This is a genomic window from Enterobacter sp. KBR-315C3_2022 (genome assembly GCF_041399425.1).
GTDB lineage: Bacteria > Pseudomonadota > Gammaproteobacteria > Enterobacterales > Enterobacteriaceae > Enterobacter.
Window position 1 is genome coordinate 293,758 of the sequence record NZ_JBGKEB010000001.1, and the last position, 22,117, is coordinate 315,874.

A 22,117-nucleotide genomic window follows, 5' to 3' on the forward strand; every position below is an offset into this window, starting at 1 on the left:
GAGCGCGTCATGAAACGTCTGAGCCGCGGCGCCAGCGCGCTGATGCTGCTGGCCACCGCCGGCGCGACCGCCGGTCCGGGGTCCAGCAACGTGGACATCGCCATTACCGGCGAGGTGATTGCGACCGCGTCCTGTACCTTCTCCAGCAGCGAGCCGATTAAGGTCGAATTTGGCGATGTGTACATTAATGAGATCGTGGGGACCGCGTATCGCCAGGCGATCCCGTATCAGGTGAGCTGCAAGGGCGACCCGGACGGCAAAACGGTGCAGATGCAGGTATCCGGCACGGCCGCGGGCGGCGATACCAGCAGGCTGCAAACCGATGCCAGCGGGCTGACGATAAAGATCCAAAACGGCAGCGCGACCCTGCCGCTTAATCGCTGGATCGATTTTGACAGCAACAGCCCGCCCTCGCTGTATGCGGTGCTGGAAAAAGAGACCGGCGCCCGGTTTCAGGACGGCCAGGCGTTCAACGCCACGGCAACCCTGAAAGTGGCCTACAACTGAGGCGAGACGATGATTCACACCCCCTTTATTCGCAGCCGGACGCGTCTGCGCGGCGCTATTTGTACCCTGGCGCTCTGCGCCTGCGGGCCTGCTTTTGCCGCCGCGACCGGGGACAGCAGCGACATCGCGTTCCACGGCACGTTGAAAATCCACCCCTGCCACATCAATAACGACCGTGACCTGAGCATTCATTTCGACAATGTCGGTATCCACAAGGTGGACGGGCAGCGCTACAGGCAGACCATTAGCTACCAGCTGGTTTGCGATGACATCGATCCGACCTGGCGTTTGACCATGATTGTGAAGGGCAGCGCCGCCTCCTTTGACGCCAGCGCGCTGAGCACCAACGCCGCGGGGCTGGGGATACAAATCCTGCAGAACGGGCAGCCGTTTGAGATCAACAAGGCGCTGGATATTACCTATCAAAATCCGCCAACCCTGGAGGCGGTGCCGGTAAAAGATCCGAACGTCGGCGAGCTGAGCGAAGGCGCGTTTAGCGCTACCGCGACGCTGCTGGCGGAATACCTGTAAGGAAACAGCATGAACACACTCTACACGCGGCGCGGGGCGCTGGGATTACTGGTGCTCATCGCTACCCACGCCGCCTTCGCGGCGGAGGGCGGCCTAAAAGAGGTGAGTAACAATCTGCGGTTTGACGGCCAGCTGGTGGCCGATCCCTGCGAGCTCGATCCCGCCTCCACGGCCGTTACCCTCGATTTTGGTACGGTAATCGACACCTACCTCTATTTACATACCCGCACCCACGCGCAGCCGTTCGTTATCAGGCTCAAAGAGTGCGACCTGACGCTGGGCAACCAGGTTGAGGTGACCTTCAAGGGCGCGGAGAGCGGGGAGCTCCCCGGCCTGCTGGCCGTGACGTCTCCTGCCGATAGCGGCCTGGCCATCGGCATGTCGCTGCCGGACGGCACGCCTTTACCGTTTAACAAGACGGTGCCTGCGTTTTCACTCCAGAGCGGCACCAGCGAGCTGACGCTGGAGGGGTACGTGATGGGTGAGCCGGGCGCGCTCGCCAACAAAACCCTGCGCCGCGGCGAGTTTAGCGCGCTGGCGACGTTTGAGCTTAATTATCCTTAGGGAAAATCTTATGAAGATAACATTGCCGCTGCTGGCGCTTCTGCTGCTGAAAAGCATGGCGGCGTCGGCCTATGAATGCGACACGATTGGCTGGCACGGCGGCGACGCCGATATCCATATTAACGTCAGCTCCGATGTGAATACCGGTAAAAACAGAATCGTCGACCTGGCGCCCCAAATTACCTGCAAAAATACGGCGGGGCAGGACGGCTGGATCGACACCATGTGGATGGGAGCCGACGGGGTAAAGCTTGAAAGCGGTATTTTTAAAAACCTTAAATATGGCGTCACGATTTCGGGAAGCGATCATCCTGCGCCGGTAGCCGAAACGAAAATCTTCGATCTGAACAATGGTGAATCCAGACAATTACCGGTGGTGCTCTATTTTGAGCTGACGTCGCTCGGGGAGGAGATTCACATCAAAACCGGCGATAAGCTGGGGAGCCTGCGATTCGTGCAGACCAATAATAAAGGCGAACGCCATAACTATACCTGGACACTCTACGCGTCAAACGATGCGGATATTAATACCTCAACCTGCAGCGTGATGTCGGGTTCGACCTTTAACGTCGATTTAGGTCAGATTGAGCGTGGGGATATTGTCTCAGGCGGGACGTCATCGCAAACGGTGAGAAAAGATTTCAATATTGTTTGTGACGCGGCGCACGCTGTGGATTTTGATGTCAAGATGAGCCTGATGTCGCCGTCGTGGAATAATAAGGCTATTAAAACCAATAATGATAATCTGGCCGTGGAAATGCGCTGGAATGGAAATGCGGTCGCCAACGGCGATAGCCAGAAGATCAGCGTCACGAATGGCAGTATCACCGTGCCGCTAAGCTTTACGCCGGTGAAACCGGCTTCGGTCAGCTACGAGAATATTTCTACCGGAACATTTTCCGCTTCGGCGACGATGATTCTGACCCAGTACTGAGAGGCTAAGTGGCGTTTTTTGATAGAGTGATTTCCTGGATATATGTTAAATTTTCGCCCATGGATTGAGTCGGGGAAAAGGAATCACGGTTAGCGACAGGTTCGACTCCGAAATGAAGTGACTATTCATGTAGCGTGAGGACATTGCTTTATTGGCGGACAGGGATGTTCCGCAATTTTTTTAAACGGCACGCGATAAGGTGCCTGCCAGCGTCAGATTTAGCTTAATTTAAAGATGTGAACCATATACTATTTTTCAGCGTGCTGAAGCAGTATATGAAGATGATTTTAATTGCCCTAAAATAAACGATGTGATTTGTTTTGACGATTAACGTATGGGCATCGATCGTTTAAATCAATTATAAAACTATGGATTTACTGTGCTAAGATAATACTTTCACAGGGTAAAATGTTATCTATAATATTCATTCTGACACCTATTAATACCGCGGGAAATTATATTGGCGAGCTGACAATGTAATTATCCGTTGAGGTATCGTTTACTAAAATTAATGTGATATGAACTAATCAGTTGTCGATTAAATGTCTAGAGGCGTGGGTTGAGGCTTTCGGCCATGCATTTTCTTGATGGTATGTTCACTCATGAAATGAAATGACTGAGGGATCTGAAATTGAAAAATAGCTCAACAAAGCAAGGAAAGATTTTCTTTCTTGATTACACTTTTAATCCAGCATTAAGAACCTTACAGCGCGATGATACAACCCTGCAGTTGAGAAAAAAACAGTCGGACGTTCTGGCCCTGCTTTGCGCGAAATATCCCTCACCGGTTTCTCAGGACGAGTTTCTTTCGGAAGTCTGGGACGGTAGCTATGTGACCTCCCAGAGTATTGCGCAAATGATTCGCTCATTGCGCATTAGCCTTAAAGATGAATCCAAGAACATTATCGTCACTATTCCAAAATTAGGCTATCAGCTCACCGCCGAACCCACCTGGGAGGCGTCGCTAACAGAGCCAGAGCTGATGCCGGATACGCTAAGCGAACGTGCTCCGGCGGCAGGCAAGCTCGAACTGGACAACATCTCTTATTCAGCTAACCCCGTTATTAACTACCAGCCCGCGCCTCCCACTACGTCAATGACGGTTGTCACCTATGCGCCTCGGCACAGGCCGGTCGAGCGAAAGCTGACGTCAAGAAAGTGGTTTTTTTTCGCCGTCGCGACGCTAAGCATTATTCTGGCGGGCGTGGCCATGGGGGCACGGGGATATGCTCAGGACCTGTTTGAAGAAAAGAAGGTATTTTTTTCTGGCGCGCTGCTGGCGCAGTACAGCAAGACCCGGCTGGTGGATAATTATTTATACTGCTGCAAAACGGATCACGGACTGGTTTGCAGCCCGAAGGCGTCAATGCTTTCAGGAAAATGCACGCTGAATACCGAAGCGATTAAAACAGAATAACCTCAGGCTCTGCCTATTTTCCCCGTTACGTCAGCCTTAATTTAAGATAAGTAACGGCGTTATTTACCCGACTATTTCCGCATACTGACTAAAACAATAACGCAGGCCAGCGCCTGCGTTATTGCTTTACCTTACCTGCATGAGAAGAGCGTTGGGACGCCGGGCGAGGGAGGAACCGCAATTTTGTCCAGGGTGGCCGTCTTATGGGCAATCAGTGAGACAATGTTCCGCACATACTTTTCACGCTGCGCCGCTGTTCGCGAATGGTAGCTGCCAATCCCGTCCCAGGTATAGCCATACTGCTCAATCTTCTGCTTCAGTATCCATGTCCCCGAGAACACGTTGGCGCAGCTGTCCCGGCGCAGGCGCTGCTCGTCAATTCCCAGGCTTTTCAGGCTGCTAAAGTGCACCGTGTTAATCTGCATGATGCCGACGTCCACGGTTTTATTCTTATTGATATTCAGCGCCTGCGGCTGATTCCTCGATTCGTGCCAGATTATCGCTTTAATAAGCAGGGGATTAACCTGGAAACACTGCGCGGCCTGCGTAATACAATCGCCGCCTTGAGCGAAAGCATGAAAAGAGAGAAGGAAAGGGCTGGCGAGGGCAATAACGGTTTTAATCTGCATAGTGTCAATACCCGGCGCTACGCCGGGTCTGGGCTGAATGAATTAGAGGGACGTGTCGTCGTCGGTTTTGGTGAAGCTTTTGTACAGCATGGTGTTGTAAAACATATTCACGCCGAGCATCTGGGTCGTCATTCTGTCGAGGGTGCTGTCGGTGTAGGTCTTATATTCCTCGTCCTTGCGCAGGGTGCCGTCAGCGATGAGGATCGCCGAGTTCAGCTGCTGCATTGAGATCTTTTCGCCCGGGTCGGCCAGCTTTTTAAGCTGCGCGATCACCTCGTTCAGCGAACCTTCAGGCTGGTTCTGCTTAAAATAATCCAGCACCTTATCGTTAAAGCTGCTGCCCGTTGCGTTTTCCTCATCGGATGCGCTGGCGTATGCGGCAAGCGCCGCGGGGGAGACCGGGTTAATCTGACTCATCGTGTTCTTCCTGTTGATGTTCTGAAAAAGTGGAGGTGAGGGGGAGTTGATTGCTGAGGCCAATAAGGTGGCTGGCGATATCTCGCAGCACGTCAGGGGCCAGATGCGCCATCACCGCTTCGGTGGGCGCGACCTGCTCATCGGCATGATGCAGCCACTGGCGGCAGAGTGATTCACTGGGAAAACGGATGGCGTCCATGTCATTTTGCACGGTGATATGGTTGTCATCGGTGAACTGATAGTTTGAGGCGTCGGCGCCTTCCGGCAGCTTCACGGCAGTGGGGATGATGATCCGCAGCGCCTTCTGGTGACCGCACTTTTCCTGCAAATGGTGAATGATTCGGTTAACGATCATCGTATCGTGCAGCGCGCTTTTCAGCGCATTGCCGACCTGCTCGCGGAACTGCGTCTGGTGCTGGCGCTGCAGGCGCTGGTAATCATCAATCAGCGCCACCAGCTGGTCGAAGAACAGGCGAAACCCGGCTTCAAAGCCCTGTTTTTCACAGCTCTCCCGCAGCCTGATGGTCTGTAATTCATATTCCGCGTGAATTTCACTGCAGCGGCTGAGGGTGCGCTCGAGCGCTACGGTCATTCGCTGATGGCGAGTCCGTTCACCGGACTTAACCACCACCTGATTATCGATATCTTCAGGCAGGGTATCAGTAGTAATGGTTCGCATAGGTCAGGGCCATTCGGAGTAGATTGATATGGTTAAGCGTTTTTCCCGTCGGCAGCGGTTCAATCGACATTCCCGCGGGGAAGTGCAGCAGCAGGCGCTGGCGAAGCGCCTGGGGCAGGCCGGGGAACTGGCTCAGAATAAACGCCAGCCCGCAGGAGGTGGTTGCCACTGAGGTCTGGCCGCCCGGATCGGGCGCGACGCCGTGAGGCATCGGCAACGAAATAAAGGCCAGAAGCCGCGGATCGGACATTAGCAGCGCCCCGCGCTTCAGCAGATGATTTCGCATGAGATAGCCGCCGACCAGGTGCGCCGTTTCCGGGATCAGATGCCAGCACGACAGCATCTGCGACAGCGTTTCATTATCGGACCGCCACGCTGGCGAAAGATGGCTGAGCTTACCCTGGCGGAGAAGCCACAGGTTACGCAGCGTCGGGCAGTCGATATCGCCACCGGCTAGCGCCGGCGGGAGATGGCTCATGTGGGCGTACCCGGCCGGCGCATACAGGATGGACATCATATGCCGATCGTCGGCTCTCATGGTTCTGCGGTCTCCGGCGTTTGCGGCTCTGGGCTGTGCTCTTTTTCAACCGGCGGGCGGCGGCTCACGCGGTACAGCATGTAGCCAGAGGTGACCGCTCCGCACAGCGCCAGCGCAACGAGAATCAGGATCCAGGTGGCCGGCAGAGTATCCGGGACCTTGGTTGGCGTGACGTACTGGATCATCGGCGCCGGGAAGAGCACAACCGAGATGTTTTCATAACGCACGTCGTCAAAGCTGTTTTTAATCAGCGACTTAATCTGCGAAATGAAGAGGTTGTCATCAATTTCACCCTTGTAGGTGATGATCACCCCGACGTGGCCGGTTGGCGCTTTGCCGCTGTCATTGTTGAACGCCGGATAGCTGACGTGAACGCGCGCGTTAACCACCTGCGCTATCATGCGCAAAGATTGCTCAAGCCTCTGCTCCTGGAGAGAGAGAACGCGCGCCTGTTCGGCGTTGGGGGAGGAGACCAGCGCGCCCTCGGGAAAGGCCTGGGCTATCTGCACGTCAGCGGACCACGGCAGCTGGTACTGGTTGATGATTGACAGCGCGGCGGTGCTTTCGGACTTGTTCACCGCAACGGTATAGCCCGCCTTGAGCGTGCCATCCTTACTGGCAGAGATGTTGTGCTGTTGCAGGACGGCCAGCACCTGATTGGCCTGTTCCTGGGTCAGGTTGAACAGCAGCTTTTCGTCATTGCAGGCGCTTAGCATCAACGCAAAAAGGACTACCGCCAGGGCGCGGAAATATTTATTGCTCATTATTGCGATTTTCCCAGGGTTTCAATTGTGCTCACCCCCTTACGCGCCAGCGTGCTCACCAGAGAGACATAGTTGCTGTACTCGCCGATATAGCTCTGCAGCATCAGTAGCTTTTGCGGATCGCTGGTGAACTGAGGCGACTGGCTGAGCGTGTTAATAACGTTCTTGAACTGCATGTCGGTGTCGCTGATCTTATTAAACGTGCTGGCAACCAGATTGTTGAAATACTGGTCATGTACCGTGACGGAGGTTGTGTCCTCTGGATTAATACCCTTTGGGCTCAGGCGAGTTAATGCTTGCAATGCTTCGATTGGCTGACTCATAAAATCTCCAGTAAAAGGAAAGGGTACGAAAAAATTCGTACCTCTTATAATTAACGGAAGTTCTGAATAATGGCTGCGCCAATATCCTTATAGGCTTTAACCGTACTGGTTTGGGCGTTACGGAACAGCGTATATTCCTGCAGCTTCGCCTGATAGTTTGCCAATACGGCGGGATCGGATGGGTCGGCTTCAAGCGCCGTTTGGGCAGCCTGAAGCTGCGTCATCATGTCGGCCGCGCCGTTTTCAAACGCGACCGAGACGTCATCAAGAAAATAACCGTTGCTCGTGGGGGTGGTTGGGTTTGGGTTTGTATCAGCCATTTATATCTCCTTGCTTTAATGGAAAGTACCAGTGACGAGGGTTTAAAAACAAATAACCGTTCGATGAGTCAAGGTAAGATTTATTCTCTAACCAATTCTCATTGAGGTTAATTGAAAAATTAATGATGTGCGTTCCCCATTGACGATTGAAATCATTGATAAAACGCTGCAGCGCCGAAAGGGCATTATCACTGAGCGCATCGCGGATCACTAAGGCGTAGCCGCTAGGCGATGATATTTGGCGATAATGAATGTGCATGCGGTCTAATCCCTGACGGGCGTCCTGCAGCAGCTGCTGTTTGCTTTTAATAAATACCTGGATATCAAGCGCAAACGGTATTTTCTGCAGGGCCAATGACGTTAGTTGCTCCCGCTGAACGGGAGAAAGATCCTGCCAGAGAATAATGACGGGGTGCTGGGGCTTGCTGTAATCAATCTGCACCACCGGATAGCCGGACTTGATCAGCGCTTCGACCGTGGCTTTCTGGTGCTGAACGAGCCATAGGGGAATAACGTTATTATTCTCACCCAGCTTGAATAAGGCCTCTTTAACCCACTCCAGCGCCTGATATTTGCTTGCCAGAACGTAAATGGTGCTGTTCTCACGGCCACGATAAATATCGATAGCCGCGGGCGCGCCGGCGAGGGCCTCATTCAGGCTAACTACCTGACGATCGCTCTCCAGCTTTTTATACCAGATAACGCCAGCGGTAATGAATAACACCAGCAGAATGGCCGCGCCAACGATCAGCGTATGGTGCTTTTTCGCATTAAACTCGGCAATCGTCTCCTGAGCGTTAAATTCTGCGTCAGCATTGGGCGGGAGGGCAAAATTACGCACGCTTTCCGGCCACTCGTCTTCGCTGCGCTTCAGGGCGAAACGAATATGCTCGCGGGTAAATATTTCGTTTTCATTAACGGTGGTCGGGAAACTGTTATTTTCATCCTGAACCTCAACCCGAAAGCTGCCCGGACCTTCGCCGTCTTCTGCTGGCGCCGAAAGGCGTAAAACCAGATTCGGCGATGGGCGATCGCAGGGTATATAGAGCGTATTATGGGTGTACGCCGCGGCATGCTCACCGCTTGATATCGCTGCGCTGCCGGCGTCATCGATAGCAATGCCTTGATTAATGATGATAAAATAGTCATCTGCTGGCAGGTTAAGTTCACAGCCAAACATAGGGCCAAACAGCACCTTCAGTGTGTAGCTTTTCTTTGTCTCTGGCACAACAGGCATCGCTTCAGTTATTTCATTCATGTCGCTGTTCATCGAAAAGGACCATTCAATATAAAAAAACAATCAAACGGATGCGGCATCCGTACGATTGTATATTTAATCTGCTACCGTTAAATTGTTTTGCTACCGGTTTCAATATACGGGCCAGTTGCTGTCAATAGACTATTGGGTCAATCAAAATATAAATGATGTTTGATTATCTATTGCATCCCGATTGCATCGCGTAACAACAGACGTCTTCGGGAAAATGAATATACGGATGCCAGGAATAATCCGCAACAATTCGTTTTGATCTTTTTTTGAAGTTTTTATAATAAAAATTATTAAAAATTTAATCTTATTTTACGCCGTTGACGGTACGGAATTTTCTGATAAGTTTACGGAAATTCTTAAAACCCGTGCTCGTTCATTTGTCTTTATCTGATTCATTAGTATTTATAGACATGCTTACTCATGTAGGGTGCAATGATGATAAATAATCATAAACAATGCCATCTGGAGCAGAAATCACAGCAGCTGTTGTCTGACGATCTGCTCAGAGGGAAAACGCATAAAATTGAGTGTAAAGATATTAAGTGTCACTCAGCGATTCTATTTGCACGGCCGGTTAATCAACATTCCGTTATGTCGCTCTCTGTCGACCAGACGGAGGAAGAGAGTGCAGTGGCGTTAGGTGCTATTCGTCATGCAGTAATAATCGCTACCCTGAGCGAAATGCATTTATGTTTTTCCGGGGAATGGCTTGTCGAAGTTATGTCAATGTCCCAGGCAACGACGTTATTCTCTTTTCTCGACTATCAGGCGAAATGCCCGGAAGCCGGCGGCGAGAATAGCGTGGGGCAGGATAACGTTATGCTGCTTACCGCATCTCATCTGGTATTACGGGTTGAGCAAGACAATAAATCGCTGATGGCGCTGCTTATTTCATCTTTATTAGATCCGCAGGACCGACGCCTGGAAAGTTTGTTTACCTTTGTGCGTAACGTTGAGAGTTACTGGATTGCGCATTTCTTGCTGTCGCAGGTCATGAATGAAGATAAAGAGAGCGAAACGCACAAAATTTATAATGCCAGTCGAATTTATGGCGTTTCAGAATCTTATTTCAGAAAGCTTTGCCATCACGCCTTTACCCGAGGCCCCAAAAAACAGCTGCGCCTGTGGCGCGCGGCGAATAGCGCATTGCAGCTGATTGAGAATGACCAGTCTATTGCCACCATTGCGGGTGACAATGGCTACGCATCGTCTTCACATTTTTCCAGCGAAATAAAGTCGCTATTTGGCATCACCCCCAGGGAGTTTAAAAAATTGGAAGGTTTGCTTCATGAATAAGTTTGTTCGCAAAACGCTGAATAGCAGAGTGCGCTGTCTCCTGCTGACGGTATTATCCTGTGCGCCAGCAGGGGCCAATATGCTGAATACCTCCTCAGCGCCCGCGACGTCCATTCAGTCGACGGCGGAAAATACCTATGTGGCGAGCAACAACAGCGTTCAGCAGCTCTTTTTTGTCGTTGGCGGCGCGCTCCACAAGCCTTTTATCGTTAGCGTCGAGGCGGCGAAAAAGCGGGTATCCGGCAATTTTGACCTCAACGATCCGAAGTCGGTGCTCGATACCGTGGCCGCCCGTACCGGCCTTATCTGGTATGACGACGGCAGCTCGGTCTACATCTACGACACCAGCGAAATACAAAGCAGCGTCGTGCGCCTGGCCTTTGCGCCCTATGACCGGCTGGTCGCTTACCTGCAGTCCTCGGGCCTGTACGATCCGCGCTTCCCGCTGCGCTCCGACGGGCGCTCGGGGTCGTTTTACGTGTCGGGCCCGCCGGTATACGTCGAGCTGGTCTCCGCCGCGGCAAAGTACATTGATGCCACCTACGCCAGGCCGGGAACCGGTGAGACGACGATCCGGGTGATCAAGCTGAAAAATACCTTCGTCAACGACCGTAACTATACCCAGCGCGACGTGCCTATCACCGTGCCCGGCGTCGCGACGGTGCTGAATCAGCTGTTAAACAACACCAGCAGCCGCGAGGGCGGGCGTTCAGCGCCAGCGGGCGCGAATATTACCGTTGATAACGATACGCGCAGCGCGCTGGAGGCGGCGTCGGCGACGCAAAAGGGCAACTTTCCACCGCTGCCGTCATTTAATTCGGCGCCTGCGGCGAGGAGCGGGGCGGTAGACAGGGATCTTCCCAGCCAGCAGACCATCAATATCGTGGGGTATTCCGACACCAACAGCCTGCTCATTCAGGGCTCCGAGCGTCAGGTAAGCTTCGTTGAGGATTTGGTGAACGCTATCGACATTCCCAAACAGCAGATCCAGCTCTCCCTGTGGATTATTGATATCTCAAAAGACGATATCAACGAGCTGGGCATTCGCTGGCAGGGCGCGGCGAAGCTGGGCAATACCGGGGTAACGTTCAACACCAGCTCCCTGACGCCGGAAAACAGCCTTCATTTCCTGGCGGACGTCACCGCGCTGGCGAAAAAAGGCAGCGCGCAGGTGGTGTCTCGCCCTGAGATCCTCACCCAGGAAAACGTCCCGGCGCTGTTTGATAACAACAGCAGCTTTTACGCGAAGCTGGTTGGCGAACGCACCTCGTCGCTGGAGAAGATCACCTACGGCACGATGATTAGCGTGCTGCCGCGCCTCGCCCAGCGTCAGCAGGAAATCGAGATGATCCTCAACATTCAGGACGGCGGCCTGCCGCTGAACGCCGATGGCTCAACCGAAAATGTCGACAGCCTGCCGATGGTCAATAACACCCAGATCAGCACCGAGGCGCGCGTGCCGGTCGGCTATAGCCTGCTGGTCGGCGGCTACAGCCGCGATCAGGATGAGCACCACAGCATCGGGATCCCGCTGCTGCGCGACATCCCGTTTGTCGGCAAGCTGTTTGACTACAGCTACACCAGCCACAAGAAGATGGTGCGCCTGTTCCTGATCCAGCCGGGCCTTCTCGCCAGCGGCGAAACCTGGCACGGACGCACGGAAAACAATCCGGTTCTGGGACGTACCTGGACGGGCAACGAGGTGACCCTGAAATCGACGGTCTCCATGCTGCGCGAAACGATGAAAAATAATTAAGGGCCGCTCTCGTGATTAATATTCGTTCTGTCCCCGGCATTGATTTTAAACGCATTGATACCCCGGCGCCGCAGAGTCACTCTGGGTCGCTGATGGCGGACGGGGGAGAGGAAGTACAGCCTCTGAACCTGCAGCAGGAGCTGAGCAATGCCGCGGAGGAGATGGCGGACATCCTCAGCGCCTTTGGTCGATTCAGCAAGATGGGGCGAAAAAACGACAGCACGGACAATGATTTCGTCTCCGCCATGCTGGAGGATCAGGCCGATGAGAAGCTGGATACGCTCATTCGTCAGGTGGCAAAACTGCGCGACGTTAATACGCTGATTAACTTTGCCCGCCAGCTGTTCCCCAACGACAGCGATTTGATGCTGGCGCTGCGGGAAATGCTGCTGAGCCGCCAGCTGTCGGAGCTGCAGAAAAAGAAAATCAAAGAGGCGATTGCCGATCTGGAGAAGTTCGGCGACAGCAAAAAGATGCAGTCCGGGATAAACGTTGGCCGTCTGGCCAGGCGTTTTAGTCAGGAGAGCGAGGGCAAGCCGCTGTCGGCGAAAGATCTGCGCAACAGCTACCTCAACTTTCTCGAGCTGGATATGCCGGCGGGGTTTATCTACAAAGACTGGGTGGATGTGTACGGCTATGAAAACCGCACCCGGCTGCTCACCTTTACCCTGGCCGCGCTGGTCGCGGATATGAAGGCGAACGAGCCGGGGGTGCACTCTTCGGAGTTCGGCCCGCTGAGCGCCAAGCTGTCGGACGCGCGCGTGTTAAACACCCTCGATAAGCTGCTGAATGAGAACTTTGCGCAGTTTGCGTTTCGCGAGCAAATGCGAAACCAGCACCTCCTGGCGGGGGAGGCCGAAATCGTCGCGCTGTATATTACGGGCCTCGTGGATACTGATGAATTTAAGAGCGTCCTTAAGCGATTCAGTAAAGAATTTATGTCCCTGCTGTTGCTTAAACAGCGGGCGACGGTGATGCAGGCATTGCGCAATATTTTTAACCTGACGCCTGAATTTCTTTTTGCAGACATTAAGTATCGCGAAATTATTGTGGATCATTTATCCATGATATTACGCAAAATGGCTGAAAAAGAGAAAACCACGGGCATCTGGAACGAACACTATAAATAATTGCCGATGCTGAACCATCGCCTTCAACTTAATGCGTAACTAAAATGATTGAAAAGTTTATTCTGCAGCTTCGCAGCCGGCCAGAGCTCATTATCCTGTCGATAATGATCATGGTGGTGGTGATGTTGATTATTCCTTTGCCAACGTACCTGGTGGACTTTCTTATTGGTCTTAACCTGACCATGGCATTATTGATCTTCATCGGCTCGTTCTATATTACGCGGGTGCTGGAGTTTTCAACCTTCCCGTCAATATTGCTGATCACGACCATATTCCGTCTGGCCATTTCGATCAGTACCAGCCGCCTGGTGCTGACCGATGCCGATGCCGGTGAAATTATTGCCAGCTTCGGTGAGTTCGTGATTGCCGATAACCTGGTGGTCGGCTTCGTTATCTTCTTCATCGTGACCATCGTGCAGTTTATCGTGATCACCAAAGGGTCGGAGCGTATTGCCGAAGTGGCGGCGCGCTTCTCCCTTGACGCGATGCCGGGCAAGCAGATGAGCATTGACGCCGATCTGAAGGCCGGGGTCATCGATGAAAAAGAGGTGAAGCGACGCCGCAGCGACCTTGAGGCAGAAAGCCAGCTGTACGGCGCGCTCGACGGGGCAATGAAGTTCATCAAAGGTGACGCCATTGCCGGGATCATTATTATCTTCGTGAACCTTATCGGCGGTATTTCCGTCGGGGTGCTGCAGCACGGAATGGATCTCTCCCACGCCATGTCGGTCTTCACGCTGTTGACCATCGGCGATGCGCTGGTGGCGCAGATCCCGGCGCTGCTCATCTCGATAAGCGGCGGGCTGATCGTGACCCGCGTGAATAACAGCGAAAACAGCAACCTGGGGGCAAGGATCCTCCAGGACATGTTCTCCAATAAATTTATTCTGCTGGTTACCGGCGTGCTGGCCATCGCGCTTGGCCTGCTGCCGGGGTTCCCGCTGCCCGTCTTTTTGCTGCTCGCGGCGATTTTGTTTGGCATCTATATCAAAGACAAAATCGACGAGAAGCGGGGCAAAAAGCCGTCCGCACCGGCAGAAGAAGAGGATGAACAGCCGGTATTGAAAAGCAAGCCGGTGATGATTGACGGTGAATATATTCCGGAAACCATTCCACTGATTATTTCCGCGTGGAAAGGCTACGAGGAATATTTTAAAGAGCACAATCTCTGCTCGCTGCTGAAGCGTAATTTCTTTATCGAGTACGGCGTCCGCCTGCCGGAAGTGGTCATGAACTATGACGAGCACATCGAGCGCGGCAGGCTGACCGTGGCCATAAACGAAATTCGGGTTGCCGCCTACGATATTCTGCCGGGAATGTGCAAAGTGCTGCTGCGCGGCGAAGAGCTGCAGGTTATGGACGACAGCGTGCAGGCGGTGGAGACCGCTCAGGGCGTGGCCTACTGGATCCCAGAGTCACATAGCCAGACGGCGCTGGAGCTTGGATTTTACTCCCGCTCGGCGGTGGATGAGTGTTATGCCTGCATATCCACCCTGCTGGTGCACAATATTTCGGAGTTCTTCGGCATTCAGGAAGCCAAAACGCTGCTCGACGATCTGGAAAAGAAATACCCTGAGCTGCTGAAGGAGTGCTATCGCAACAATACCGTTCAGCGCATTACCGAAGTATTCCAGCGCCTGCTGCAGGAGCGTATTTCAATCCGCAATATGCGCCTGATCCTGGAAGCGCTGGTGCAGTGGGCTCCTAAGGAAAAGGACCCGATTATGCTGGTTGAGCACGTTCGCGGCGTCTTATCGCGCTATATCTCCAACCGCTTTGCCGCGAATGGGCGGATCCGCACGCTGGTGATGTCGCATGATATGGAAGGCCTGGTTCGCGGCGGCATTCGCCAGACGTCCGGCGGCACCTTTATTAATCTGGCTCCGCCAGAAACCGAAAATATTATCCAGAGTCTTGAGAGCTGTATTCGCAGCAACGGCGTGAACGCGCGCGACATTATTTTAATGGTGTCATTAGATATCCGTCGTTTTGTGAAGAAAATAATTGAAGGCAGCTATCCAGAAATGGAAGTGCTTTCTTATGGTGACGTCGCTTCCGGTGTGGATGTTGATGTAATTGGTACATTAGAGAAATAACAGAGGTAAGAATGAAATACGATATCGTCGAATTACTGTCCAGATTGCTAAACGATGCAGGCATTAGCGATATTCTGGACAGTGATTTAAATAATCATTCGACAATTTCGCTGACCATGAAAGACGACATTCCGACTATTCATATCCGCGAGGAAAATGATGAAGTCTGGGTATGGGCGAAAGTCATGGAAAATGCGCCCACCAGTCTGGCCTACTGCAGCGCCAGCCTGCTGCCGCTGATGATGAATCATCAGGAGGATTTCTTCCATATTGGCCAGCCGTGCCTGTACCCGGTTGACGGCCACCTGGAGCTTCGCGCGCAGGTCAAAGAGAAGCATATGTCCAGCCCTGATGCGTTCCTGCCGCTGCTCGACCACTTCCTGACCATCCTGCAGGACTACCGGTCCGTGCTCGTTTAACTCCGGAGGCTAATTCGATGGTTGCGCAATGTCTGGTTCATCTCGCACACCCGCTGCGTATTCAGGGGAATGTCATAGAAGCACATTTGCCGGGAACGCGCATCGGGGAGGTTTGTGAGATTCAGAAATCCCTGCTCGAGCCGCAGGTTATGGGCTTTGCCCAGGTTATCGGGTTTAACAAAGAACATACGTTGTTAAGCCTGCTTAATGACAATCAGGGGTTTTCCCGCAGCAATGTGCTCTTGCCTACCGGTAAGCCGTTTCGTATCGAGGTGCATGAGAACATTGCCGGGGCCATCATTGACGCAACCGGCACCATCCGTGGTCGGCTGGATGAAACCGTCCAGCCGCCGCTTACGGGCGGCGTAAGCCTTGATGCCAGCGGCGCGCCGCGAGACTTCACCCAGCGCAAACCGATTGCCGACGCGCTGGCGACCGGGGTCCGCGCGATCGACGGGCTGCTGACCTGCGGCCAGGGCCAGCGTATGGGGATCTTTGCCGCGGCGGGCTGCGGCAAGACCTCGCTGATGAGCATGATAATCGAACATTCAGAAGCGGATATTTACGTTATCGGCCTGATCGGCGAGCGCGGCCGCGAGGTGACGGAGTTTGTTGAGGAGCTTAAGCGCTCCTCCCGGCGTTCGCAGATTATCCTCGTCTACGCCACGTCCGACCGATCCTGCGTGGAGCGCTGCAACGCGGCGCAGATCGCCACCACGATTGCGGAGTTTTTCAGCGAGCAGGGCAAAAACGTTCTGCTGTTCGTGGATTCCATTACCCGCTACGCGCGCGCCCTGCGCGACGTGGCGCTGAGCATGGGCGAGCTGCCCGCGCGAAGAGGGTATCCGGCCTCGGTGTTTGAGGCGCTGCCCAAGCTGCTGGAGCGCCCGGGGCGCTTTCTGAAAGGCTCGATAACCGCGTTCTATACCGTCCTGATTGAAAACGAGGAAGAGTCGGACGTTATCGGCGATGAGGTGAGGTCAATTCTGGATGGCCATATTTACCTCAGCAAAAAGCTGGCGGCCAAGGGGCACTATCCGGCCATCGACGTCATGCAAAGCATCAGCCGCGTCTTTACCCAGGTGACCAGCGAGGATCATCAGGTTCTGGCAACGCGTTTTCGCGAGTTCCTCGTGCGCCAGAAGGATATGCAGCTCTATCTCGACCTGGGGGAATATCGCCGGGGTGAGAATACGGACAACGATGCCGCCTTCGATCGCAAAGACCAGATGGAGGCTTTTCTGCAGCAGCGGATGAGCGAAAAAACGGGCATGCAGGCCTGTCTGGAGGCGTTATATGGAAGCGTGGCGTAAAGGCCGCGAATTTGTCGGCATGCTCGAGCGCAAGCAGCAGGTATTACAGCAGGATATTGTTAAAACCGAAAATAGCCTGGCCCAGGTAAATATGCAGATACAGCAATATCAGCAGGAGTTTTCGGATATCAATCAACAAATAAAAATGCTGACCCCCGCGGGGGTGATGAGCCGGGCGGATATTTATAAAGGCATAAGGCAGCAGGGCGCGTTACTTACGCACCAGCAATATGTCTTCCATAAGATAAATCAGCTCGAGAGTGAACAGCAGAAGCTTGAGCACAATAAAGAGCAGCTGCGCGCCTCAATGACCCGGCTGGATAAGAAGCATTACAAACTGAATTATTATTTGCAGCCACTGCGCCGCGATTATATTCGCCGCTGTGACAACGCTGCTGAAAATGAGATCCAGGAGATGGCGGGATATGGTCGAAAAAGTTTCTGAGGTTAAGGTGAATACCGCGCTTAATAGCGGCTCCGCGTCGGATGACAGCGCGCTGCTTGAATGGGTGGATAAGAAGAAAAAGCAAAACCGGCTTGATCAACAGCCGTCGTCAGCGGCGGTCACCGCGCAGATGCTGGTGCAGGTGCTCAACGGCGCGCTCACCGGCGGCGGATGGCAGCAGAAGGAGAATAAGGCGGCCAGCGCCGCGGCGCTGCCAGAGCCAGCGCGGCCGCTGGGCCGCAGCGATGACGGCCTGCGCCAGAAGGTGATGCTGGCGGCTTCCGCCCGCGCTGAAGCCACGCTTATCAGGCCGCTGGCATCCGGCGACAGGCCGACTGTCGCAGCCGCTCCGACGAAAGAGAGCGAATCTGCGCCTCGCGCGGCGATCGCCCCGGTCAGGCAGGCGGTGGCCAGGGCGATCGCCCAGCCGGTGGCCGTCGAGGCCGCGCGGGCAGAGACCGCCGTCATTTCTCAGCCGCTCACCGCGCGGGTGACGCAGAGCGAGGGCGCGAGCCATGACCCTGAGAGCAGCCCGCGGCGTAAGGATGAGCTGAGCGAGGAGAGGCCGATTTTAGCGCCGGGCAGGGCGGTTGATTTCCGCACAAACGCCCAGAGCGAACGGCAGGTGCAGGCCAGGGCCGTACCGGCGACCCTGCAGCAGCTCAAGGGCCAGGTGAACGCCGCGACGGCCGCGCCGTCGGCCAAAGAGGCGCAAACGCTCGAGGTGGATTATTCGTTCCAGCGCTGGTCAGGCGACCACTCGGTGAAGGTGACCATTCCGGCGCAGGCCCTGCGGGAGGGCAACATGACGCTGCTGCCGTCGGACGCCCGCGCGGCGGATGCGCTGTCGCGCAATCTGGGCACGCTGGCGGGGCATTCGCCGGAGCTTTTACAGCCGAGGCATGAACGGGACGAACAGCAAAGGCGCGAGCAGCAGCCCCAGCAGGATGAGGAGCAAGAATGAGTTTACGCCGCCATTTGCGCACGCGTTGTGAAGACCAGCAGCAGCTGCTGCAGCTGCACAACCGGCTTCCCGGCAGTGAGGTTTCGCACCCGGCACCGGATGCGCGCTACCTGCCGCTGAGGCTGCGTAACGAGAACGACGACCGGGCGCAGGCCTGGTTTGACGTCGACGCCTGGCTCAGGCAGATGAACCTTCATCTCCCCGCCATCCCGTGGAAGGAGGTGCCGGTGGACTATCTGGCGAGCTGGCTGGCCAGGCTCGGGCTGAATTTTTATTTCGCCGAAACGGTCTGGTCCGTTGAGGCGATTACGCCAGCGGTGGCTGAGCTTCCTCCCGCCGCGCTCATGCTGCACGCGGATCCCTGCCCGCTGTGGTGCCTGGACTGGCCGGAAGATCCGCTTGCGCGGTACCGCACGCCGGGCATCCCGGCCTGGCTTATTCCGTACCCGCTGCAGTTTAGCCTGGGAAGCAGCCTGCTCAGCCTGTCGCAGCTGATGGACGTTGCGCCAGGCGATCTGCTGTTAATCAAGCGCCCCAAGGCGTATCTGACCGTCGGCGCGCGCCGCATTTATCGAGTGAGCTATACCCTGAATCAGGAGGTTGTTGTGGAAGAGCAGTATGTTGAACATGAAGAAGAGTACCGCGATGAGGACGAAACGCTGTACGAGTGGGCCAGCCTGCCGGTTGAGATTGAGTTTGTTCTCGACGGCAGCAGGGTGACGCTGGTCGAACTGGAGGATATCCGACCCGGTGCCGCGCTGCCCCTGCCGCAGGATGCGGAAAAAAACATGAAGATTTACCTGAACAAGAAGCTCTTTGCGCGCGGCGAGCTGGTGGCGCTGGAAAATGGCACGCTGGCCGTCGAAGTGAATCACGTCAACGCTGGGCTTATCGGGAATATGGGCGCATCCGATGCTGAGTAACGATATTTCCCTTATTGCCCTGCTGTCGTTCTTTACCCTGCTGCCTTTTATTATCGCAGGGGGCACCTGCTTTATTAAGTTTTCGATTGTCCTGATCATGGTGCGTAACGCGTTGGGGATCCAGCAGGTTCCCTCAACGTTGACGCTAAACGGCGTGGCGCTGATCTTAAGTGCCTTTGTGATGATGCCGGTGTGCCAGCGCATCTCCGAGTACATCGAATCGAACCATATCGACTTCAACAGCAGCGCGTCGGTCACGCAGCTGATGGAGCAGGGGCTGGGGAGCTACCGCGACTATCTGGTGCGCTACTCGGATCACGACCTGATCCGCTTCTTCAATAAGGTCCAGCAGCAGCGCAGCGGCGAGCCGGTGCCGGAAGTGGAAGATCATGAGCTGAGCACGCTGTCGCTCATGACGCTGATGCCCGCGTATGCATTAAGCGAAATTCAGAGCGCGTTTAAAATTGCATTCTACCTGTACGTGCCGTTTGTCGTGATTGATATGGTGGTCTCCAGCATATTGCTGGCGCTCGGGATGATGATGATGAGCCCGGTGACGATCTCCATTCCGATTAAACTTATCCTGTTTGTGTCGATGAACGGCTGGGCCTTATTAACCAAAGGATTGATCGCTCAATATGCCGATCTGATGACATCATGAATAACGTTTTATTTATTGGAAATACGGCGCTGATCGTGGTGCTGAAACTAACCGCGGTACCGATTGCCTTTGCCACCGTGGTCGGCATTATTGTTGGCTTATTCCAGACCATTATGCAAATTCAGGAGCAGACGCTGCCGTTTGGCCTGAAGATGCTGGCGGTCTTCGCCAGTATTTTTATGCTGATTGAATGGTTCTCGGCAGAAATGATGAACTTTGCTAACCAGGCTTTTTATATGGCTTTTCGCTAACACGGAATCACTATGCTGTTTGTTGCGTTGTATCTTAATTTTCAGCACAGCGTGCTGACGTTTGTGATGGTGTACGCACGGCTGGCAATCGTTTTTTATATGCTGCCAGCGCTAGGCGAACGGGTCTTATCCAATTTAGTTATCAAGAATACGATTATTGCGCTGACGATTATCGGGCTGTGGCCGAGTTTTTCCACGGTAGTTACGCCGGAGCAGGGCTGGTTTATTATTCTGATAAAAGAGTTCGTCGTTGGATTAATTCTGGCGGTCACGCTGTGTATTCCTTTTTGGATCGTCACTGGCCTGGGGGAAATACTTGATAACCAGCGCGGGGCCACCATCAGCGACAGTATCGATCCCGTAAACGGCGTGCAAAGTTCAATATTGTCCGGCTTTCTCAGCTTTGCTTTTGGCGCGATTTTCTTCGTCAGCGGCGGGATGCTGAAGCTGATGGAGGTGATGGTCCAGAGCTACGAGATGCTGCCGAGAGGCAGCTCGCTGGACGGCATACGCTGGGAGCATGCGGGCGTGCTGCTTCAGGTGCTCATGCAAAACAGCATCATGCTGGCAGCGCCGATCATGCTGGTGATGATGACGGCGGAAATGCTGCTGGGCGTCTTTGCGCGCTACTGCCCGCAGCTCAACCCCTTTTCGCTGTCGCTAACGGTGAAAAGCACCATCGCCTTTATCGTTTTTCTGTTTTACGGTTTCCAGGCCTTAACCGAGAAACCGCTGCAGCTGTTTTCCATTGCCGACTTCCGTCAGTTTATTTCCTGAGAGGGCGCAATGGCTGAAAAAACAGAACAACCTACCAGTAAAAAGCGTAAAGATTCGGCAAAAAAAGGGCAGACGTTCAAAAGTAAAGACGTCATTACCACCGTTATTTTGCTGGTGGGGATTTATTTTCTGGCGCATGCCGTGAGCTTCGGCCCCTTTATCTCATTTTATACGCATCTTTTGCAGTATCCGACCCGGCCCGGCATGGGCGTATTCCTGCTGGAGCTCGCGAGGATCTTTTTCACCCTGGCGTTGCCCTTTATTGCGGTCTGTACCCTCGTCGGTTTTGCCGCCACCCTGCTGCAAACGGGATTCACCCTGGCGACCGAAGCCATCAAGCTGAATTTCAAAGCGCTGAACCCCGTCGAGGGGGTGAAGAAAATATTCAGCATGCGCACCGTTAAGGAGCTGGTGAAGTCGATATGCTATCTGGTGGTGTTCGCCGCCACCTGCCATAGCCTGATTCAGCAGGATCTCCGCCAGGCGTTGACGCTGTATCGCGCCGACATGCCGGGGCTGGTAGCTGTGTGGGTGGCGCTGGCGGTGAAGGCGGTGATGGTATTTATCGCCTGGTCCCTCTTTGTGCTGCTGGCCGATCTCCTGGTTGAGTACTTCCTCCATTTTAAAGATATGAAAATGGATAAACACGAGGTGAAGCAGGAGCACAAGGAGAGCGACGGCAACCCGCAAATTAAAAGCGCGCGGCGCCGCGCGCATCAGGATCTGCTTTCCGGCGAGGAGATGGCGGCGGTACGCAATTCAGAAGTGGTGCTGGCGAACCCGACCCACATCGCCATGGCGGTCTATTTTAACCCCGAGGTCGCGTCGCTGCCGTTTATTGCCCTGCGCTGCACCAACCTGAAGGCGAAGGCCGCGATTGCCTACGCCGAGAAAATTGGCGTGCCGGTGGTGCGTAATATCCCGCTGACGCGTCGGCTTTATCACACCTACAGCCAGTACAGCTTTATTTCGCTGGAAGATGATGTGCTGATGGACGTCATGGACGTGCTCATCTGGCTGCGCCAGGTTGAAGCGGCAGGAATTGCCCCCCTCGATGCGGATCCCACCCCAGCAAAGCCTGACGCCGAGAGCGGCCCCCTTCAGTAGTTCAGCCCGGGAGCTGTGCGGTTTTTTTGTATTAACGACCCATGGACAACAGTAAGATGTTTATATCTTCTTGGCTGTCTGTCCAT

Annotated in this window: 26 protein-coding genes; 18 read left to right on the forward strand and 8 right to left on the reverse strand. The window is 54.2% G+C overall.

Annotated features, from left to right (window positions below; translation table 11 throughout):
- The first annotated feature begins 9 nt into the window (after nucleotides 1-9).
- The 5 genes from AB8804_RS01500 (at nucleotide 10) to AB8804_RS01520 (ending at nucleotide 3,953) form a co-directional block, all read left to right on the forward strand.
- The gene (locus AB8804_RS01500) at nucleotides 10-507 is read left to right on the forward strand and encodes a fimbrial protein (protein ID WP_371182278.1); all 498 of its coding nucleotides are present in this window, start codon (nucleotides 10-12) and stop codon (nucleotides 505-507) included.
- 9 nt (nucleotides 508-516) lie between these two features.
- Nucleotides 517-1,038 carry a fimbrial protein gene (locus AB8804_RS01505; RefSeq protein ID WP_371182280.1) on the forward strand — a complete coding sequence of 174 codons (522 nt, stop codon included), beginning with the start codon at nucleotides 517-519 and terminating at the stop codon, nucleotides 1,036-1,038.
- A gap of 9 nt (nucleotides 1,039-1,047) precedes the next feature.
- Complete coding sequence (locus AB8804_RS01510; RefSeq protein WP_371182282.1) at nucleotides 1,048-1,602, forward strand: fimbrial protein; 555 nt, start codon at nucleotides 1,048-1,050, stop codon at nucleotides 1,600-1,602.
- Between the two features lie 10 nt (nucleotides 1,603-1,612).
- Complete coding sequence (locus tag AB8804_RS01515; protein WP_371182284.1) at nucleotides 1,613-2,536, forward strand: fimbrial protein; 924 nt, start codon at nucleotides 1,613-1,615, stop codon at nucleotides 2,534-2,536.
- A gap of 631 nt (nucleotides 2,537-3,167) precedes the next feature.
- Nucleotides 3,168-3,953: a transcriptional regulator gene (locus AB8804_RS01520; RefSeq protein ID WP_371182286.1), complete on the forward strand. Its 786-nt coding sequence runs from the start codon at nucleotides 3,168-3,170 to the stop codon at nucleotides 3,951-3,953.
- 131 nt (nucleotides 3,954-4,084) lie between these two features.
- Here the strand turns inward: AB8804_RS01520 and AB8804_RS01525 are convergent, their stop codons facing one another.
- The 8 genes from AB8804_RS01525 to AB8804_RS01560 are packed head-to-tail and all read right to left on the reverse strand — an operon-like array spanning nucleotide 4,085 to nucleotide 8,881.
- Nucleotides 4,085-4,582, reverse strand: a complete 498-nt coding sequence (locus tag AB8804_RS01525) for a lytic transglycosylase domain-containing protein (RefSeq protein WP_371182288.1) — start codon at nucleotides 4,580-4,582, stop codon at nucleotides 4,085-4,087.
- 42 nt (nucleotides 4,583-4,624) lie between these two features.
- Nucleotides 4,625-4,999: a type III secretion system protein gene (locus AB8804_RS01530; RefSeq protein WP_371182289.1), complete on the reverse strand. Its 375-nt coding sequence runs from the start codon at nucleotides 4,997-4,999 to the stop codon at nucleotides 4,625-4,627.
- Entirely contained in the window at nucleotides 4,986-5,678 is a 693-nt protein-coding gene (locus AB8804_RS01535) for a type III secretion protein (RefSeq protein WP_371182291.1), read from the reverse strand. The genes AB8804_RS01530 and AB8804_RS01535 overlap by 14 nt, the downstream gene beginning before the upstream one ends.
- Nucleotides 5,659-6,156 (reverse strand): type III secretion protein, encoded by a 498-nt coding sequence (locus tag AB8804_RS01540; protein ID WP_371182293.1) that lies wholly within the window; start codon nucleotides 6,154-6,156, stop codon nucleotides 5,659-5,661. The genes AB8804_RS01535 and AB8804_RS01540 overlap by 20 nt, the downstream gene beginning before the upstream one ends.
- A gap of 56 nt (nucleotides 6,157-6,212) precedes the next feature.
- Entirely contained in the window at nucleotides 6,213-6,980 is a 768-nt protein-coding gene (gene sctJ / locus AB8804_RS01545; RefSeq protein ID WP_371182295.1) for a type III secretion system inner membrane ring lipoprotein SctJ, read from the reverse strand.
- Nucleotides 6,980-7,303 carry a type III secretion system inner rod subunit SctI gene (gene sctI / locus AB8804_RS01550; RefSeq protein WP_371182297.1) on the reverse strand — a complete coding sequence of 108 codons (324 nt, stop codon included), beginning with the start codon at nucleotides 7,301-7,303 and terminating at the stop codon, nucleotides 6,980-6,982. Before sctI ends, sctJ begins: the two co-directional genes overlap by 1 nt.
- A gap of 50 nt (nucleotides 7,304-7,353) precedes the next feature.
- On the reverse strand, nucleotides 7,354-7,623 hold the full coding sequence (locus AB8804_RS01555) for a type III secretion system needle complex protein (RefSeq protein ID WP_371182299.1): 270 nt from the start codon (nucleotides 7,621-7,623) through the stop codon (nucleotides 7,354-7,356).
- A complete protein-coding gene (locus AB8804_RS01560; RefSeq protein ID WP_371182301.1) occupies nucleotides 7,616-8,881 on the reverse strand; it encodes a PrgH/EprH family type III secretion apparatus protein in 1,266 nt (421 codons plus the stop codon). Before AB8804_RS01560 ends, AB8804_RS01555 begins: the two co-directional genes overlap by 8 nt.
- Before the next feature lie 444 nt (nucleotides 8,882-9,325).
- Here AB8804_RS01560 and AB8804_RS01565 point away from each other — a divergent pair, with 444 nt between their 5' ends.
- Genes AB8804_RS01565 through AB8804_RS01625 form a run of 13 tightly spaced genes read left to right on the forward strand, consistent with a single transcriptional unit; the run spans nucleotide 9,326 to nucleotide 22,031 of the window.
- Nucleotides 9,326-10,189 (forward strand): helix-turn-helix domain-containing protein, encoded by an 864-nt coding sequence (locus AB8804_RS01565; protein WP_371182303.1) that lies wholly within the window; start codon nucleotides 9,326-9,328, stop codon nucleotides 10,187-10,189.
- On the forward strand, nucleotides 10,182-11,945 hold the full coding sequence (sctC, locus tag AB8804_RS01570) for a type III secretion system outer membrane ring subunit SctC (protein WP_371182305.1): 1,764 nt from the start codon (nucleotides 10,182-10,184) through the stop codon (nucleotides 11,943-11,945). Before AB8804_RS01565 ends, sctC begins: the two co-directional genes overlap by 8 nt.
- A gap of 11 nt (nucleotides 11,946-11,956) precedes the next feature.
- Nucleotides 11,957-13,075, forward strand: coding sequence for a type III secretion system gatekeeper subunit SctW (gene sctW / locus AB8804_RS01575; protein ID WP_371182307.1), 1,119 nt, complete (start codon nucleotides 11,957-11,959; stop codon nucleotides 13,073-13,075).
- A 44-nt stretch (nucleotides 13,076-13,119) separates the two neighbouring features.
- A complete protein-coding gene (locus AB8804_RS01580; protein WP_371182309.1) occupies nucleotides 13,120-15,171 on the forward strand; it encodes an EscV/YscV/HrcV family type III secretion system export apparatus protein in 2,052 nt (683 codons plus the stop codon).
- A gap of 11 nt (nucleotides 15,172-15,182) precedes the next feature.
- A complete protein-coding gene (locus AB8804_RS01585) occupies nucleotides 15,183-15,590 on the forward strand; it encodes a hypothetical protein (RefSeq protein WP_371182311.1) in 408 nt (135 codons plus the stop codon).
- A 17-nt stretch (nucleotides 15,591-15,607) separates the two neighbouring features.
- Nucleotides 15,608-16,903: a type III secretion system ATPase SctN gene (gene sctN / locus AB8804_RS01590; RefSeq protein ID WP_371182313.1), complete on the forward strand. Its 1,296-nt coding sequence runs from the start codon at nucleotides 15,608-15,610 to the stop codon at nucleotides 16,901-16,903.
- Nucleotides 16,887-17,348 (forward strand): type III secretion system protein, encoded by a 462-nt coding sequence (locus AB8804_RS01595; RefSeq protein WP_371182315.1) that lies wholly within the window; start codon nucleotides 16,887-16,889, stop codon nucleotides 17,346-17,348. Before sctN ends, AB8804_RS01595 begins: the two co-directional genes overlap by 17 nt.
- Nucleotides 17,329-18,312 carry a hypothetical protein gene (locus AB8804_RS01600; RefSeq protein ID WP_371182317.1) on the forward strand — a complete coding sequence of 328 codons (984 nt, stop codon included), beginning with the start codon at nucleotides 17,329-17,331 and terminating at the stop codon, nucleotides 18,310-18,312. The genes AB8804_RS01595 and AB8804_RS01600 overlap by 20 nt, the downstream gene beginning before the upstream one ends.
- Nucleotides 18,309-19,235 (forward strand): FliM/FliN family flagellar motor switch protein, encoded by a 927-nt coding sequence (locus tag AB8804_RS01605; RefSeq protein WP_371182319.1) that lies wholly within the window; start codon nucleotides 18,309-18,311, stop codon nucleotides 19,233-19,235. Before AB8804_RS01600 ends, AB8804_RS01605 begins: the two co-directional genes overlap by 4 nt.
- Nucleotides 19,228-19,896: an EscR/YscR/HrcR family type III secretion system export apparatus protein gene (locus tag AB8804_RS01610; RefSeq protein WP_371182804.1), complete on the forward strand. Its 669-nt coding sequence runs from the start codon at nucleotides 19,228-19,230 to the stop codon at nucleotides 19,894-19,896. Before AB8804_RS01605 ends, AB8804_RS01610 begins: the two co-directional genes overlap by 8 nt.
- The gene (gene sctS, locus AB8804_RS01615) at nucleotides 19,893-20,147 is read left to right on the forward strand and encodes a type III secretion system export apparatus subunit SctS (protein WP_044243276.1); all 255 of its coding nucleotides are present in this window, start codon (nucleotides 19,893-19,895) and stop codon (nucleotides 20,145-20,147) included. Before AB8804_RS01610 ends, sctS begins: the two co-directional genes overlap by 4 nt.
- Before the next feature lie 12 nt (nucleotides 20,148-20,159).
- Nucleotides 20,160-20,924 (forward strand): type III secretion system export apparatus subunit SctT, encoded by a 765-nt coding sequence (sctT, locus tag AB8804_RS01620; protein ID WP_371182322.1) that lies wholly within the window; start codon nucleotides 20,160-20,162, stop codon nucleotides 20,922-20,924.
- Between the two features lie 9 nt (nucleotides 20,925-20,933).
- The gene (locus AB8804_RS01625) at nucleotides 20,934-22,031 is read left to right on the forward strand and encodes an EscU/YscU/HrcU family type III secretion system export apparatus switch protein (protein ID WP_371182324.1); all 1,098 of its coding nucleotides are present in this window, start codon (nucleotides 20,934-20,936) and stop codon (nucleotides 22,029-22,031) included.
- Nucleotides 22,032-22,117: the final 86 nt, after the last annotated feature.

Bases quoted from the DNA above. Each gene is read 5' to 3' on its own strand.
- sctJ (WP_371182295.1), bottom strand. From the start codon at position 6,980: ATGAGCAATAAATATTTCCGCGCCCTGGCGGTAGTCCTTTTTGCGTTG.
- sctC (WP_371182305.1), top strand. From the start codon at position 10,182: ATGAATAAGTTTGTTCGCAAAACGCTGAATAGCAGAGTGCGCTGTCTC.
- AB8804_RS01580 (WP_371182309.1), top strand. From the start codon at position 13,120: ATGATTGAAAAGTTTATTCTGCAGCTTCGCAGCCGGCCAGAGCTCATT.
- sctS (WP_044243276.1), top strand. From the start codon at position 19,893: ATGAATAACGTTTTATTTATTGGAAATACGGCGCTGATCGTGGTGCTG.
- sctN (WP_371182313.1), top strand. From the start codon at position 15,608: ATGGTTGCGCAATGTCTGGTTCATCTCGCACACCCGCTGCGTATTCAG.
- AB8804_RS01510 (WP_371182282.1), top strand. From the start codon at position 1,048: ATGAACACACTCTACACGCGGCGCGGGGCGCTGGGATTACTGGTGCTC.
- AB8804_RS01585 (WP_371182311.1), top strand. From the start codon at position 15,183: ATGAAATACGATATCGTCGAATTACTGTCCAGATTGCTAAACGATGCA.
- AB8804_RS01505 (WP_371182280.1), top strand. From the start codon at position 517: ATGATTCACACCCCCTTTATTCGCAGCCGGACGCGTCTGCGCGGCGCT.
- AB8804_RS01560 (WP_371182301.1), bottom strand. From the start codon at position 8,881: ATGAATGAAATAACTGAAGCGATGCCTGTTGTGCCAGAGACAAAGAAA.
- AB8804_RS01540 (WP_371182293.1), bottom strand. From the start codon at position 6,156: ATGAGCCATCTCCCGCCGGCGCTAGCCGGTGGCGATATCGACTGCCCG.
- AB8804_RS01605 (WP_371182319.1), top strand. From the start codon at position 18,309: ATGAGTTTACGCCGCCATTTGCGCACGCGTTGTGAAGACCAGCAGCAG.
- AB8804_RS01535 (WP_371182291.1), bottom strand. From the start codon at position 5,678: ATGCGAACCATTACTACTGATACCCTGCCTGAAGATATCGATAATCAG.
- AB8804_RS01625 (WP_371182324.1), top strand. From the start codon at position 20,934: ATGGCTGAAAAAACAGAACAACCTACCAGTAAAAAGCGTAAAGATTCG.
- AB8804_RS01525 (WP_371182288.1), bottom strand. From the start codon at position 4,582: ATGCAGATTAAAACCGTTATTGCCCTCGCCAGCCCTTTCCTTCTCTCT.
- sctI (WP_371182297.1), bottom strand. From the start codon at position 7,303: ATGAGTCAGCCAATCGAAGCATTGCAAGCATTAACTCGCCTGAGCCCA.
- sctT (WP_371182322.1), top strand. From the start codon at position 20,160: ATGCTGTTTGTTGCGTTGTATCTTAATTTTCAGCACAGCGTGCTGACG.
- AB8804_RS01600 (WP_371182317.1), top strand. From the start codon at position 17,329: ATGGTCGAAAAAGTTTCTGAGGTTAAGGTGAATACCGCGCTTAATAGC.
- AB8804_RS01555 (WP_371182299.1), bottom strand. From the start codon at position 7,623: ATGGCTGATACAAACCCAAACCCAACCACCCCCACGAGCAACGGTTAT.
- AB8804_RS01500 (WP_371182278.1), top strand. From the start codon at position 10: ATGAAACGTCTGAGCCGCGGCGCCAGCGCGCTGATGCTGCTGGCCACC.
- AB8804_RS01565 (WP_371182303.1), top strand. From the start codon at position 9,326: ATGATGATAAATAATCATAAACAATGCCATCTGGAGCAGAAATCACAG.
- AB8804_RS01595 (WP_371182315.1), top strand. From the start codon at position 16,887: ATGGAAGCGTGGCGTAAAGGCCGCGAATTTGTCGGCATGCTCGAGCGC.
- AB8804_RS01530 (WP_371182289.1), bottom strand. From the start codon at position 4,999: ATGAGTCAGATTAACCCGGTCTCCCCCGCGGCGCTTGCCGCATACGCC.
- AB8804_RS01515 (WP_371182284.1), top strand. From the start codon at position 1,613: ATGAAGATAACATTGCCGCTGCTGGCGCTTCTGCTGCTGAAAAGCATG.